General features: G+C 57.1%; 11 protein-coding genes and 1 tRNA gene. 3 read left to right on the plus strand and 9 right to left on the minus strand.

What is annotated here, in order from left to right; genetic code table 11:
- Window positions 1-83: 83 nt before the first annotated feature.
- The 4 genes from AABC73_RS01905 to AABC73_RS01920 all read right to left on the minus strand — a co-directional run bounded on the left by AABC73_RS01905 (window position 84) and on the right by AABC73_RS01920 (window position 2,450).
- A complete protein-coding gene (locus AABC73_RS01905; protein ID WP_341522225.1) occupies window positions 84-1,280 on the minus strand; it encodes a hypothetical protein in 1,197 nt (398 codons plus the stop codon).
- Window positions 1,281-1,586: 306 nt separating this feature from the next.
- Window positions 1,587-1,796 (minus strand): DNA-binding protein, encoded by a 210-nt coding sequence (locus AABC73_RS01910; protein ID WP_341524161.1) that lies wholly within the window; start codon window positions 1,794-1,796, stop codon window positions 1,587-1,589.
- Window positions 1,797-1,961: 165 nt separating this feature from the next.
- Window positions 1,962-2,204, minus strand: coding sequence for a hypothetical protein (locus tag AABC73_RS01915; protein WP_341522226.1), 243 nt, complete (start codon window positions 2,202-2,204; stop codon window positions 1,962-1,964).
- A gap of 170 nt (window positions 2,205-2,374) precedes the next feature.
- Window positions 2,375-2,450: transfer RNA gene (locus AABC73_RS01920), tRNA-Thr, on the minus strand.
- Window positions 2,451-2,625: 175 nt separating this feature from the next.
- On the opposite strand from AABC73_RS01920, the gene AABC73_RS01925 reads away from it, so the two are divergent.
- Window positions 2,626-3,597, plus strand: coding sequence for a DnaJ domain-containing protein (locus AABC73_RS01925; RefSeq protein WP_341522227.1), 972 nt, complete (start codon window positions 2,626-2,628; stop codon window positions 3,595-3,597).
- A 120-nt stretch (window positions 3,598-3,717) separates the two neighbouring features.
- Here the strand turns inward: AABC73_RS01925 and AABC73_RS01930 are convergent, their stop codons facing one another.
- The 3 genes from AABC73_RS01930 to AABC73_RS01940 all read right to left on the minus strand — a co-directional run bounded on the left by AABC73_RS01930 (window position 3,718) and on the right by AABC73_RS01940 (window position 6,769).
- Entirely contained in the window at window positions 3,718-4,236 is a 519-nt protein-coding gene (locus AABC73_RS01930; RefSeq protein WP_341522228.1) for a DNA starvation/stationary phase protection protein, read from the minus strand.
- 417 nt (window positions 4,237-4,653) lie between these two features.
- The gene (locus AABC73_RS01935; protein WP_341522229.1) at window positions 4,654-5,871 is read right to left on the minus strand and encodes a methyltransferase; all 1,218 of its coding nucleotides are present in this window, start codon (window positions 5,869-5,871) and stop codon (window positions 4,654-4,656) included.
- A gap of 133 nt (window positions 5,872-6,004) precedes the next feature.
- The gene (locus AABC73_RS01940) at window positions 6,005-6,769 is read right to left on the minus strand and encodes a transporter substrate-binding domain-containing protein (protein ID WP_341522230.1); all 765 of its coding nucleotides are present in this window, start codon (window positions 6,767-6,769) and stop codon (window positions 6,005-6,007) included.
- Between the two features lie 711 nt (window positions 6,770-7,480).
- Between AABC73_RS01940 and gabP the strand changes: the two genes are divergently transcribed.
- Complete coding sequence (gene gabP / locus AABC73_RS01945) at window positions 7,481-8,872, plus strand: GABA permease (RefSeq protein WP_341522231.1); 1,392 nt, start codon at window positions 7,481-7,483, stop codon at window positions 8,870-8,872.
- 114 nt (window positions 8,873-8,986) lie between these two features.
- Here gabP and AABC73_RS01950 read toward each other — a convergent pair whose 3' ends face one another.
- Window positions 8,987-10,141 (minus strand): Fic family protein, encoded by a 1,155-nt coding sequence (locus tag AABC73_RS01950; RefSeq protein WP_341522232.1) that lies wholly within the window; start codon window positions 10,139-10,141, stop codon window positions 8,987-8,989.
- 165 nt (window positions 10,142-10,306) lie between these two features.
- Window positions 10,307-10,849, minus strand: a complete 543-nt coding sequence (locus AABC73_RS01955) for a cytochrome b/b6 domain-containing protein (protein WP_341522233.1) — start codon at window positions 10,847-10,849, stop codon at window positions 10,307-10,309.
- 479 nt (window positions 10,850-11,328) lie between these two features.
- Here AABC73_RS01955 and AABC73_RS01960 point away from each other — a divergent pair, with 479 nt between their 5' ends.
- Entirely contained in the window at window positions 11,329-12,354 is a 1,026-nt protein-coding gene (locus AABC73_RS01960; protein ID WP_341522234.1) for an S-type pyocin domain-containing protein, read from the plus strand.
- Window positions 12,355-12,508 lie beyond the last annotated feature (154 nt).

Below are 12,508 nucleotides of genomic sequence, written 5' to 3' on the forward strand. Positions count from 1 at the left end.
TCGAGATGCTGGCGATTGTGCAAGGCGAGTCGACGAGGAGTCAGTTCGCCGCTGGTAGGACGGGCGAACCAGTAGGCATGGACCTACTCCGCTGCAGGGGTAGAGGGCATCCGCCATGGAGCGAATAAAGTCAGGCTGTCTGGCTCGCTAAGCAACGTTTGAGCTTCTTCGATCTTGGTCATAACGTCTGCCCGCTGGTCATCCGGCAAAGATGCTGCTCTCTTGGCGACATCTGCGAAGAACGCCTGTATGCGCTGCCCCTCGCTCCACCTATCGATAGTTTTAAGCAAATCTTGCAGGGACAGCTTTCGAGCTTTTTTAATTAAAGATCGCTCGCGCTCCGCACTGAGGATCAACCACTTCGCTTCCCAATCCCTATGCTCCTCTTCTGCCCTTCGATCAGCCGCATCCAGCTCAGGTTTTAGGGTTTTGGCCTGGGTGTGTAGGACAACTAAAATCTCTTGGATCTGCTTATCAAGCCTGGAATCATCCTCAGTCCAGGTTTTGACCCATTTTACCCGCGAATAGGCGCTATACACCCTCAAGCACAGCCTTTTGGCGGCTACCCGTTGGCTGCTCACACGGTAGAGCGTCTTCCTTTTCCTATCCCAAAGCCCGGGGTAGAGAGTCCTTGCCTCCTTAACCGTTACGTATTTGCCATCATCCATGTAGACCATTTCCTTTTGGATTGTCTGCTCATAGATGGTGATCCCGAAGACGAAGTTATTGATGAAAATCAAAGTGGGCACGCCCGGGCGCCAGAGACCCGGCTCCATCGCGGATCTTTTCAGTCTGCCAGATTCGTCGCCAAGTTCGACGCGGCTAAAGCCCCCTTTGACGCACGCTGCTTCAACGTGACTTTGAAAGTCGCGCGCGCTGGTAGCAAGTTTTCGAAGGATTTTCGCCGCCCTGAGTAGTGTCGCTTCAGTAACGATGAGGTCGGCCAAATGACGCTTCAATGGTTTCAAATAGCCATCGCCCGTCACTTTCCCTTTGGTGAAATCATCTAGGGGCATAGAAATCATCGAGTGACGATCACGCTTGCTCGTGGGCGTAGCGGCATCCACCGCCTCCGGCGTCTGCGTGGTCGCCAGGTGATCGCCTTTTTTCCACTCAAGAACGTCGCCGAGCCGGGCTTTTGGAAGTGGCGGGATCTTTGGTTTTTGTCCTGATGCCTTCCTTGCCCAGTAGCCTCGAGGAGGGCGAGGGACGTTAAGGCGCGCGCAGACTCGCGCTAGAAAATTAGCAGATACCCCATATTTTGATGCGAGGCTCAGCATAGGCGTCGTCCAAACCTCAGAGTACAGGGTGTCCCTATGAACGCGATCAACTACCATATTTTGAGCCTCTTCTGAGAGCGTCACCTTCTTTGGCGTCAACGCTTGTTATCTATCACTGCAGGCCGCTTTCGACGGCATTATGCCCAGAGCGAATTGGTTGTCAGCGAACGGCACTATGGTGGTTGATCAGACTAGTGGTGGCGGGCTTCCAACGTATGACACGTCGTACTGGGCCATTAGGAGGAACAGCAGCGTTTCATCAGGCTGAATTACCTACCCATCCGCTGGACTATCAAAATCGCACGGCTAGAGCTCACCCGCCATCCAGGCCTCGATAGCCTTGCGGCTGTAAACGATGCGGTTGGCGGGGTCTTTGCGCCAGTGCTTACCCTCCAGCCACAGACCTCCAGAGCGATACTTGCGCGCCGCCTCGGGGCTGATCCCGAACACATAGGGCAAAATCTCTCCTCTGAACCACTCCGCCGAAAAGGAATGCTCAACTATCGGCTCACTCACGCGCTGCCTGTTTTGCAGTGCCGGCTGGTTCGTTTCCACCCACTGCGAAAGATCCTGGATGGCGCCGGTAAGAGTTGCCTGTTTTTCAGCGACCGCGCTGAGTAGCTGGGGAAGTGTTCTAGGTCGCTTCATGTGACAGCCTCTTCAAGGGATGGCGTAGGCTTATCAATCCTCAGGATCTTTCTGATCTTCTGGCCTCCACCGCTGGACCAACTCCGCCATTCCGACGACGATTATGTCGGAATTGCTTTCCAGGATCGCTAGATAGCTACGGATACTGCCAGATGTCTCTTGGTCACCCTGGCGTTCGATCCATATCCGAATCTCGTCCACAGCCGAGGCGACGGCGTTAATGTTCTGATTGAAGCGGGCGAGCAGGATAGGGGTAGGGTCATCTGGCAGCGACATGGCGTTTCCTCCATAGAAAAAGGAAAGCGTAGACCTAACACCAGCCGCCTAACGGCAGCGTTTGATTATCTTCGAGGGAGGATGGAGCAGAAATGTCGTCGAATGTACGCGGTAATGTACGTTCAACAGAAAAACAAAAGGCCTGCATCGCTGCAAGCCTTTGTTTTGTATGGTGCCGGCACCAGGAGTCGAACCCGGGACCTACTGATTACAAGTCAGTTGCTCTACCAACTGAGCTATACCGGCGTGATGGGCGCAGAGTATATAGAGGTTTTCGAGCGTGTAAAGCCTAGCTGTCTGATTCGGTTGAAAAATATTTTCCTACCGGGATTTTGTGCGCTGTGTAGCGCGGTTGCGTTGTGTGCGGGTTTCGCTGGGGAAAGCTTGTTAAGATGGCCCGTCGCCATGGATTGCAAGCTGAATGCCCAAAACACGTACGTATTACGACGAGCTCAATGTCGCGCGGGATGCTTCTGCGGAGGAGATCAAGCTCGCCTTCAGGAAGCTCGCGCAGCAGTTGCATCCGGATCGGAATCCGGCGGCGAATGCGTCGGATCTGATGGCGTTGCTCAATGCGGCGCATGATGTGTTGGCGGACCCGGGCAAGCGTGCGGAGTACGACGCGACCTTGATTCGTCAGGCTCAGCAGGCGCGGGGTGCGGCGGCTCAACGCAGGCAGGCGCAGGCGGGTAGGGCGCCGGTTGCTCCGGTGGTGGCCGTCAGACCTAAACCGTCGCGTCCAGCGGCGCAGGCTAAAACTTCCAGGCCGCTTCGACGTGGCAGCCGTTTACGCTGGGCGGCGCTGTTTATCCTGTTCTGTGCCGGCGGTGCGTGGATGGGTTATGACCCGGATGCGGGCAAGCCTTTTGTGCCGCCGCCGGTGATCGAAGCGGTTGCGACTGTCGCGCCGGTCGAGTCCAGGCCTGAGGCGATCGCTGTGCCGATTGGTACTCCGATCAAGTTGGTCGACCCGGCCCAGCCGCAGTGCATTGCGCCGCCGGTTGATCCGCTGGGCGCGCCGTGGCCCACCGCTGCGGGATATATCAGCGGTCTGCCGGTGATTCGGGATGGCGGGTGGTCGGAAATTACTGTGGATAACAGCGCTGGCAATGAGCCGGTGTACGCCAAGGTGACCGACGCCGGTGGGCGCCACGCTTATCGGCATGCGTTTATTCCGGCGCACAGTTCTTTCACCTTTGCGCGCATGGACGTCGGCTATTACCTGTTGAAGTACAAGATGCTCGACACCGGTTGTGCGTATGCGTCCAGTCGGATTCGTCTGGAGGAAACAGCGGTGAATAATCGGGTCAAGTCGACGGTGTACAAGCTGACGCTGCGCAAATTGGAGAACCGTAATTCGCAGTTTTCCAATGTGCGCAGTGATGAGTTTTGAGGCCTGGCTGCAGTTGTGCCGGGCTTTTCGCGAGCGGGCTCGCTCTCACAGGTCGTGCCTGTCGGTAGGGCCGGCGTCTGCACCGGCATTTTCGGGGACAAGTCCCCTTCTACCTGACCGTTACGACGTACGACCCGACTCAAACAGGAACCAGATGCGGCGTTCGGCTTCGTCGATCCAGTTTTCCAGCAGGCTCGCGGTGGCGACGTCGTTGTGTTCGTCGCACAGCGCGTGGGTTTCGCGCATGTAGTTGGCCAGTTGCATGTTGTCTTCGCGCAGTTCGGCGAGCATGTCGGCCGGGGTGACGAAGTCGGCGTCGTTGTCAGCGATGCGTTGCAGGCGTTTGATGTGGCCGGTCGAGCGCAGGGTCGTGCCGCCCAGCTTGCGCACGCGTTCGGCGATGGCGTCGGTGGTGGCGAAAATCTGGTCAGCCTGATCGTCGAGCAGCAAGTGGTAGTCGCGGAAATATGGGCCGGACATGTGCCAGTGGAAGTTCTTGGTCTTCATGTAGATGCCGAACGTGTCGGCCAGCAGGGCGTTGAGTTCGCCGGACAAATCGCGACGGGCATCTTCGCCCAGGCTGTTTGGGGTGTGCAGGTCGGCCTTGCGATGTTCTTTGGCGGCTTCGAGATTGTTCATGGACGTTTCCTTCCTGATTGATCAATAGACGGAACGGGATGGCAAAAGGTCGCGCAGACTGCGTGCAGGCACCTGAACGGCGGGCCTGGCGGGGCGAACCTTTATCCTGAGACGAATACGCCTGTTTGGACAATGCCAATGTGACGGATGTCAGTGTTTAGCATTCCAACAGCCTCGGTTGCGGGTTTCTTTACTGCGCGTGCTCAAATCTTATGCACAAGCTCCGAACCATACGAACCAATTTTTCGGATGTTTCTGGAACCGTTCTCATTTCTCGGCAAGCCGCTGTTTACAGGGGCTTTGCGCACTGTCGAAAAAAACGGCGCGCGAATTCAATAGCTAGCGAGCTAAGTTTTTGGGGCACTCTGCCTATTTTCATCAACAGAGTTATCCACAGGTTTTGGTACATTTGGGCAGTCAGTCGAGTTGGGCGATCAAGAGCAGATTGCGCGGGGTGAGATGGCTGTCGCAGAAGGTTCCGACGCGCACCTTGTAGTGGCGTTCCTGTAGATACAGCGCCCGGTCCAGCACCAGCCAAAGCTCCAGCGGGCGACGGAACAGGTTGCGCACCAGCTCCAGATTGCGCACTTGCGCCAGACGCTCCCAGCCAGCGGCTTCCAGCGCAGACCAGTCCTGCTCGGGGATCGGCGGCAGATCCTTCAAGGCGCCCAGGTCTCGACAGTAATCGGCGAAAGGCTTGTCCAGCCAGGCAACCGGCAGCGAAGGTGTGGGCAGGTAATCGTCGGTATTGCGCAACTGGCGTTGCAGCAGATCGAAGGCCAGGCGGCGCGCCATCGAGGTATCGCGCTGACGCCGCACGCGAGCGCCGGCGGTGACGGTTTCGCTGAGGGGCAAGCCCAGATCGTCCCTGGACAGTTTCAGCGCGGAGGCCTGGGCTTCGATGGACAGGGGCTGATACTGCTCGGTATCGATGCGGTTGTAGCAGCAGGGTGCGATAGCCACTTGCGCGCAGCGGACCCGGGTGGCGATGCGCATCAGTTGCACATGCAAGTCGCCGCAGGCGTGCAGGGCGACCGGAGTGTGATGGGGGCGCAGGCGACGCCAGGCATCGTCGGCCATGACGTCTTGCTGCACATGCGTGGCGTTGATGTTCAGTCGGTCGCTGAGTTGATGCCCGGCCTGCACCAGTTTCGGATCACGCTCCAGGCAGGTCAGCGACTGGTCTTGATGGGTCAGGCGGCGCCCGAGATGGCCTTTGCCCGCGCACCAGTCCAGCCAGTGTTCGGGTGTTCTGGTGAATTCCAGGCGACTGGCGAAGGCTTCGATCTGCTGCCATTTTCGGCCCGGCACATCCACGCTCATGCGCGGCGCCACAGTGGGCAGGTTGAATGCAGGAAGCGCCGCAACACTGCTCAATTCAACGGCTTCGGCGGCTAGTTGCGGAAAAGGAAACGGCGCGTCGAGTTGTTCGGGACGGTTATGCGCGATCTCGGCTTCACTCAGCGAGCGTTGCCGCAGCCAGCCGGCCAGCTCCGGATAGCGACTTTCCCACGGCAGTTGCAGATGGGTAAACGGCCGGGGGCGCCACAGCGATTGATAGGCGAACAGGAAGCTGTCCAGCGCGCGAAAGCGGCTGCGCAGGTGATCGTCTTGTGCAACGGGGTCGTGGGCCATGGTCGGCTGCTGTCTGGGTGCGAAAAAGGCTGGTCGGGAAACCAGCCCTCTTCATAGCAGCACGTTTGGTGCGCGTCTAGGCAAAATGCAGGTGCGACCGGCGATTAATGCCGACGATCGCGACACAATCGGCTTAAAGAATGCTGAACGGGAAGTACTTGTCGTTGATTTTCTTGTAGCTGCCGTCTTCGATGATTTCCTTGATTGCCAGGTTGAGTCTGGCGCGCAGCGGGTCGTTCAAGCGCACGGCGATGCCGATCTTGTCGTTGTCGTAGACTGGGTTGCCCTTGAATTCGAAGCTCATGCCCGCGTCGCTTTTCAGCCATTCGTAGCTCGGGTATTTGTCGGCCAGGATGGCGTCCAGATGCCCGGCGGCGAGGTCGGCGTAGGCGCTGGCCTGAGTGTCGTAGAGCTTGATCGTGACTTCTTCGCCCAGGTTTTGTTGCAGCCAGGTCGCGGAAACGGTTTCGTTCTGCGTGCCGATCGTCTTGCCGCGCAACGAGTCTTTGATCGACGCGGTGTCGGTCTTGATGTCGCTGGTCTTGGGTGCGATGAATTGCAGCTTGTTGGAATAGTACGGAGTGGTGAAGTCCACCAGCGCGCTGCGCTCCGGCGTGATAGACATGGACGACATGATGAAGTCGTAGTTGCCTACGACCAGCGACGGAATCAGCTCATTCCATGCGGTAACTACCACTTCACACTCGACTTTCATCTTCGCGCACAGAGCGTTGCCGATCTCGACGTCAAAGCCGACGACCTGGCCGCTGGTGTCCTTGTTATTGAATGGCGGGTAAGCGGCTTCGACGCCCATCTTCAACTTGTCCACAGCAAAAGCGCCGGTCGTGAAAGCCAGGGTGGCCACTGCGACCAGCAGGCATTTTCTGTACATCTGCATGGGTGTTGCTCCGTTTGCGGTTGCTGGACATGAATGATTGCGCCGTGCCGGCAGGCCGTTGGAGCGGCCTGGTGTGGCGATTCAGCTCTTCGACCCTGGCGCGCGGTAAAAGCTCAACGTCCGAGGGCGCCGGATGAAGTTTATTTCATGGACGGGCGGGCGTGTGGGATGGTTTTAGCTGAATGGGTCAGATGGATCGACACACGTTGTACGAGGTTTCGCGATGGACCTGCAAAGACCGGACCTTGTAGGAGGGGACTTGTCCCCGATTGCAATGCGTCCTGCACCGATAAAATCCGAAAGTAACGCCGCCTGTACCGGCCATTCGGGGACAAGTCCCCTCCTACCTGTAATCCAGATCGCACCATGGTGGCAGATTCTTTCCTGCGCATTTACGAGTTACGTGCGCTTGTTTTTCCGCACGCTCAGACTAGACGCACCGCCGAGGTGCATTGAAATCCCGGGTGTGTAGTTTCGGTGCGTTCTCGTATCGCGCCGTGGGGCGGCAGGTAACAAATCCTACAAAAATGGCTAAACGCCATTGCAATCAATAGGTTGTCGTACATCTGTCTAAAGCCTCTATTCCAAGGGCGACGTCGTTTTTGAAACATTTTGGCGTAATTCTTGCGTCAAAAATAAAAAACAGCACCGTTGCTTTCTTTTTACGAAGACGCCCGGTGCGAATCGCATCCCCTCGCAAAGGTAGGTTCAATGAGCAGTACCCCGATTTCTTCCGAGCTCGATCAGGGGCTCAAGCCGCGGCACATTACGATGCTGTCGATTGCCGGTGTGATTGGCGCCGGTTTGTTCGTTGGCTCCGGACATGCCATCGCCGAAGCCGGTCCTGCTGTTCTGCTGGCTTATGCCGCTGCGGGAACATTGGTGGTGCTGGTGATGCGTATGCTGGCCGAGATGGCGGTTGCGTCGCCCGATACCGGTTCGTTTTCCACCTATGCCGACCGTGCGATCGGGCACTGGGCCGGTTTTACCATTGGCTGGTTGTACTGGTGGTTCTGGGTGCTGGTGATTCCGCTGGAGGCCAACGCCGCCGCGACCATCCTGCATGCCTGGTTTCCGAATGTCGCGATCTGGGCTTTCACGCTGGTCATCACCTTGCTGCTCACGGTCACCAACCTGTTCAGCGTGAAGAACTACGGCGAGTTCGAGTTCTGGTTTGCGCTGATCAAAGTCATAGCGATCATCGGTTTTGTCGTGCTGGGCGTTGCGGCGATCTTCGGTTTGCTGCCCAACAGCCAGGTCAGCGGTGTCAGTCATCTGTACGACACCCAAGGCTTTTTGCCCAACGGCATGGGCGCGGTGCTGGCCGCAATGTTGACCACGATGTTCTCGTTCATGGGCACCGAGATCGTGACCATCGCGGCCGCTGAATCGAAGGACCCGGAAAAGCAGATCACCAAGGCTACCAATTCGGTGATCTGGCGGATCTCGTTGTTTTATCTGCTGTCGATTTTCCTCGTCGTGGCACTGGTTCCGTGGAACCACAGCGGCCTGGCTGAAGTCGGTTCCTACCAGACCGTGCTGGACATGATGGGCATCCCGAACGCCAAGATGATTGTCGATATCGTGGTGTTGATCGCCGTGACCAGCTGCCTTAACTCGGCGCTGTACACCGCTTCGCGGATGTTGTTTTCCCTGGGCAAGCGCGGTGATGCGCCGGCTGTTGCCAAGCGCACTACACAAAGCGGCACGCCTTATTGGGCGGTGATGTTGTCCACAGGCGCGGCGTTCCTGGCGGTTTTCGCCAACTATGTCGCCCCGGCAGCGGTGTTCGACTTCCTGCTCGCCAGCTCCGGTGCCATTGCGCTGTTGGTGTACCTGGTAATCGCTGTTTCGCAATTGCGCATGCGCCAGAAGAGCATCGCGGCAGGTGAGAGCGTGGCCTTCCAGATGTGGCTGTTCCCATGGCTGACCTGGGCGGTGATCGTGTTCATCGTCGCGGTGCTGGGCGTCATGCTGATCCAGGAATCCCACCGCGTGGAAATCCTCGCCACCGGCTTGCTCAGCCTGCTGGTCGTCGCCGCCGGCCTGTTCGTCGCCCGCCGTCGCAAGATCGAACGGGCTGGCAAGGTTGTGTTGAGCTGACATCGCACAGGTAGGAGCCAACTTATGTGGGAGCGAGCTTGCTCGCGAAGCGTCCTGACATCGCCTCGCCAACAAGCTGGCTCCTACATAATCAGCGTATCCGCTTAAGGATTTTTACGGCCGATCCAGAGGCTCTGGAATAAAACCCTGGTCCCTCAAAGCTTTTATCACCCCCCGATTCAGGTAGTTGTTGGAGAAGCCAACGGTGTACTGCCGGGCACCTTCGCTTAGCGGGAGGAGCATGCCTTGGTCTACCAGCTTGCGGATCAGGTAAGTGCGCTGCGCGCTTTTTAAATTCGGCAAAACATTGATCAGGTCGGCAGACTTGATGACTCTGGATTTGATCGCCACCACCAGCACCGATTCTTCAGTCGTGGTAATCAGAAGTCTTTCCCGCGCAAAGGCAATCGCAGGAAGAAGTATCGACTGCGACAGGTAGCTGTATCTGGTAAGTCGATCTACCTTTGCCAATTCGTCGCGAATGCCATCCAGCACGTAAGTACACCACGACTCCAGACCGTTCTTCGTCCCTGTATCCGCCAGCGCAAGCATGGAGTAATACCGCTCACGGTCATTGCAGAACACGGCAGTGGGATTCAAGACTCGCCCACCCGTGCTGACGTTGAAACCGTATTTCATCAACAGTGCATAAGTGAGCAGCCTGACGACGCGGCCATTGCCATTGCTGAAAGGGTGTATCCAGCCAAATCGATGATGGGCCAGTGCAACCTTCATGAGGTCGTATTTAGGCTGATCTTCCCTATTGATAAAGTCGACCAGCTCGCGCATGTAGCCTGGAACTTGAATGAAGTCAGGCGGCGAGTGTTCTGACTGTGAAATGCACACAGATCCGGCCCGGTAGGCGCCAGGAGTCTTGTCTCCTTCGCGATGCAGATCCAGTACTGTCAGCGCGTGCAGTTCTCGAATCATGTGCTCGGTTAATCGCGCGCCGGGGGTAATGACTGCCTCAATGTAGTCCATAGCCTTTTCAATATTGGCTATTTCGCGCAGCTGATCCGTAGCTTCGGCCTTTCCTTCCATTTTGCTGTTGAGGTAATCCGCGAGCGTCGTATGGTTGCCTTCGATTCGGGCAGAGCCCAGGCTTTCGAGCATATGGAAAATGGCTTTAAGCTGGAAAAACACCGGAGCAGGGGTATCCCCCCCCAATCGCAGGCGACGCAGGTGCTCCAGCTCGCTCAATACGTCCACTAATTCGGAGTCAAAGGACGGATTGAGCAGCTCAAGGTTGTGATGTGTAAATTTTGCCATGTGACAACTCATACGCTGAATAACGATATCTTTAAAAAAAATCAGGAAACGCCCTGTTCACGGGGCGTCCCTGATTAGTCCCGATTGAGGTTATCTTAAATCGGCGGCATGACTAAGTTGAATTTGAGTCAAAGAGTGAGCGCGGGAGAGCGTAAGTCGCGCGCTTCAACGCATCCGGTACAGCACCGAACGCCCCGTCACTTGATGTTTGATCACGGCCAGCAAATGCAGGATCACCAGCACGGCAAGCAGCGCGCAGAGAAGGTGATGCACACTGCGCAGCTCGGCCAGGGCGGGCGTTGAGTGAATCAGCTGGGGCATCGGGATCAGCGTCAACAGAATGACCGGGTGAGTCATCATTAAAACCCCAGTAATCAGCACGCCAGCAATCAGCAGATACAGCACGCTGTGGGTCACCCGTGCCAGTGTCGCCTGAGTTGATTTGGCTGTGGTTGCAGGTTTCGGCGCCTTGAGGTGCAGCCAGAAGCGCCAGGCGAAGAAGGGGATGAACAACGTGGAGACTTGCGGATTGAGCGCTTCGACCCATTGGCGCAGCGCATCGCCTTTGGGCAGCAGCGCCACGCCAAAACCGCTGACGGTCGCCCAGATGATGATCAGCGCGGACAACCAGTGCAGGAAAACCCGAACGCTTGAGTAAGGCTTGGGTCGGCCTGCCGCAGGATCGGCGGTTGGAGTGTGGCGGTTCATTGCGTTCAACGTCGGGCTCGCTGTTGAGAAACGGAGTCATTCTCTTTAAGCGGCGTAAACTATGCCCTGAAGCGCGCGATGTAAATTAAATAACAGCGTAGGAAATTGATCTGGCTCAGCGAGCCGGCTTCTCGTTGCGCTTGAGCATCAGGCGCGAGGCTTCGTTGTAGTCAGTTGCAGAAGATCCTACGCGGAGTCCTACCTCATTTAGAGATAATTCAGTCAAGCCGAATGGCTCGCTTCCTCTTATCTCGGTCTGACAATTTTTCTAGTTTCACGCCCTCACGATTCTTTGGCTGAATCGCTCTGTGGGGGGCGAATGATCAATGAAGCAAGTAGGGAAGTCCCGAAGCTGTTCCCACTCATGTTGCGTGAACACGCGTTCACCGACCAAGGAGTTTCTGGAGCGACAGCGTCAGCTGCGCGGAGCCGAAGATGTCCGCCGACAGCAGGCGGCGAGGGCTGCTGACGAGGCCCGGATGCAGGAGGATTTACGCCGTTGGGAAGAGCGCGAAGAAGCCAGGCGGATTGAGCCACCAATCGTTCAGCAGTGCACTTTTGCCAAATCACTGATGGTGCCCAAGGGGCAAGCTTGTTATCCAAGTGCGAAGGCGCCGTTTGAAGGGCTGAGCAATTACGGTGATTTTGCTGTGCTCAGCACGGCTGAAGAGATCACCGATGATGGGGCCAAGCTGCATTTCATCGGTGGCTCGGTAGATGCGCTTACCCTGTCGGGGCGACTGGGCAACGGTGCGTTGTCATTAGCGCGTACTGTTCCGGTTGCTGTCGGTGGGACGGGGGCCGCAGCAATTGCTGGTGCAGCAGGCAGCTCCGTGGCGGGTGGTCTGCTGGCGGGAACCGTCGCCATGCTGATACCCAATTGGTCCTTGGCTCCTGATGCAGCTTTCTACACACGAGAGGACTTCGCGGACCTGACGACAGCCACTACCGGCGTTCGCATCAATATCAAATACCTGCCAGAACAATCCGTCAGTGCGTTTGGGGTTTACACCGGCGCTAACCGGGCTTGGCGTAGCGTGCCCCTGATTGCTGCCACCGGGCAGGGTGAACAGTTGGTTGCCGATCTGGGTGACGGCATCGGGCTGATCTGGACACCCGCTGCTGGCACCCGTGACAAACCAGCCATTCCCGCCCTTGAAGGCGCGCCACAATTACTTGGCCCGCTTGTGTACCCCGAAGCTGAGCAGGCTGAGCGGATCTATAAACACCCGGTTCTCGAACAGGACTTTCGCGACGCCATTATCTGGTTCCCCACCAGACCAGAACTGTCGCCGATCTACCTCTCCCTCAGCGTGCGCAATGCGCCGGGAGTTGTGACCGGTAAAGGCGAGGACGTAATCGGGATCTGGTTGGCGGGAGCAGGTCAAGGTCTTGGTGTGCCAATCCCGACGCGGATTGCGGATAAGCTGAGAGGGCGGGAGTTTCAAGTTTTGATCTGTTCAGGAAGGCGTTTTGGGGTGAAGTCGCGAAAGATTCGGCGTTGAGTAGCCAATTCACTACGTCGAATCTAGCCGCTTTAAAGAAAGGGTATGCACCCGTGACAACTGCTTTAGGGCAGGCGGGAAAACGAATGTCCTTTGAATTACACCATGTTGATAGGGTTGCCGACGGCGGTCCTATTTATGATGTCGACAACAT

This window comes from Pseudomonas sp. G.S.17 (assembly GCF_038096165.1).
In the GTDB taxonomy this organism is placed as follows: domain Bacteria; phylum Pseudomonadota; class Gammaproteobacteria; order Pseudomonadales; family Pseudomonadaceae; genus Aquipseudomonas.

What these genes read in the sequence shown, in the direction of transcription:
- AABC73_RS01905 (WP_341522225.1), bottom strand. Translation starts at nt 1,280, where the DNA reads ATGCTGAGCCTCGCATCAAAATATGGGGTATCTGCTAATTTTCTAGCG.
- AABC73_RS01915 (WP_341522226.1), bottom strand. Translation starts at nt 2,204, where the DNA reads ATGTCGCTGCCAGATGACCCTACCCCTATCCTGCTCGCCCGCTTCAAT.
- AABC73_RS01925 (WP_341522227.1), top strand. Translation starts at nt 2,626, where the DNA reads ATGCCCAAAACACGTACGTATTACGACGAGCTCAATGTCGCGCGGGAT.
- AABC73_RS01930 (WP_341522228.1), bottom strand. Translation starts at nt 4,236, where the DNA reads ATGAACAATCTCGAAGCCGCCAAAGAACATCGCAAGGCCGACCTGCAC.
- AABC73_RS01935 (WP_341522229.1), bottom strand. Translation starts at nt 5,871, where the DNA reads ATGGCCCACGACCCCGTTGCACAAGACGATCACCTGCGCAGCCGCTTT.
- AABC73_RS01940 (WP_341522230.1), bottom strand. Translation starts at nt 6,769, where the DNA reads ATGCAGATGTACAGAAAATGCCTGCTGGTCGCAGTGGCCACCCTGGCT.
- gabP (WP_341522231.1), top strand. Translation starts at nt 7,481, where the DNA reads ATGAGCAGTACCCCGATTTCTTCCGAGCTCGATCAGGGGCTCAAGCCG.
- AABC73_RS01950 (WP_341522232.1), bottom strand. Translation starts at nt 10,141, where the DNA reads ATGGCAAAATTTACACATCACAACCTTGAGCTGCTCAATCCGTCCTTT.
- AABC73_RS01955 (WP_341522233.1), bottom strand. Translation starts at nt 10,849, where the DNA reads ATGAACCGCCACACTCCAACCGCCGATCCTGCGGCAGGCCGACCCAAG.
- AABC73_RS01960 (WP_341522234.1), top strand. Translation starts at nt 11,329, where the DNA reads ATGCAGGAGGATTTACGCCGTTGGGAAGAGCGCGAAGAAGCCAGGCGG.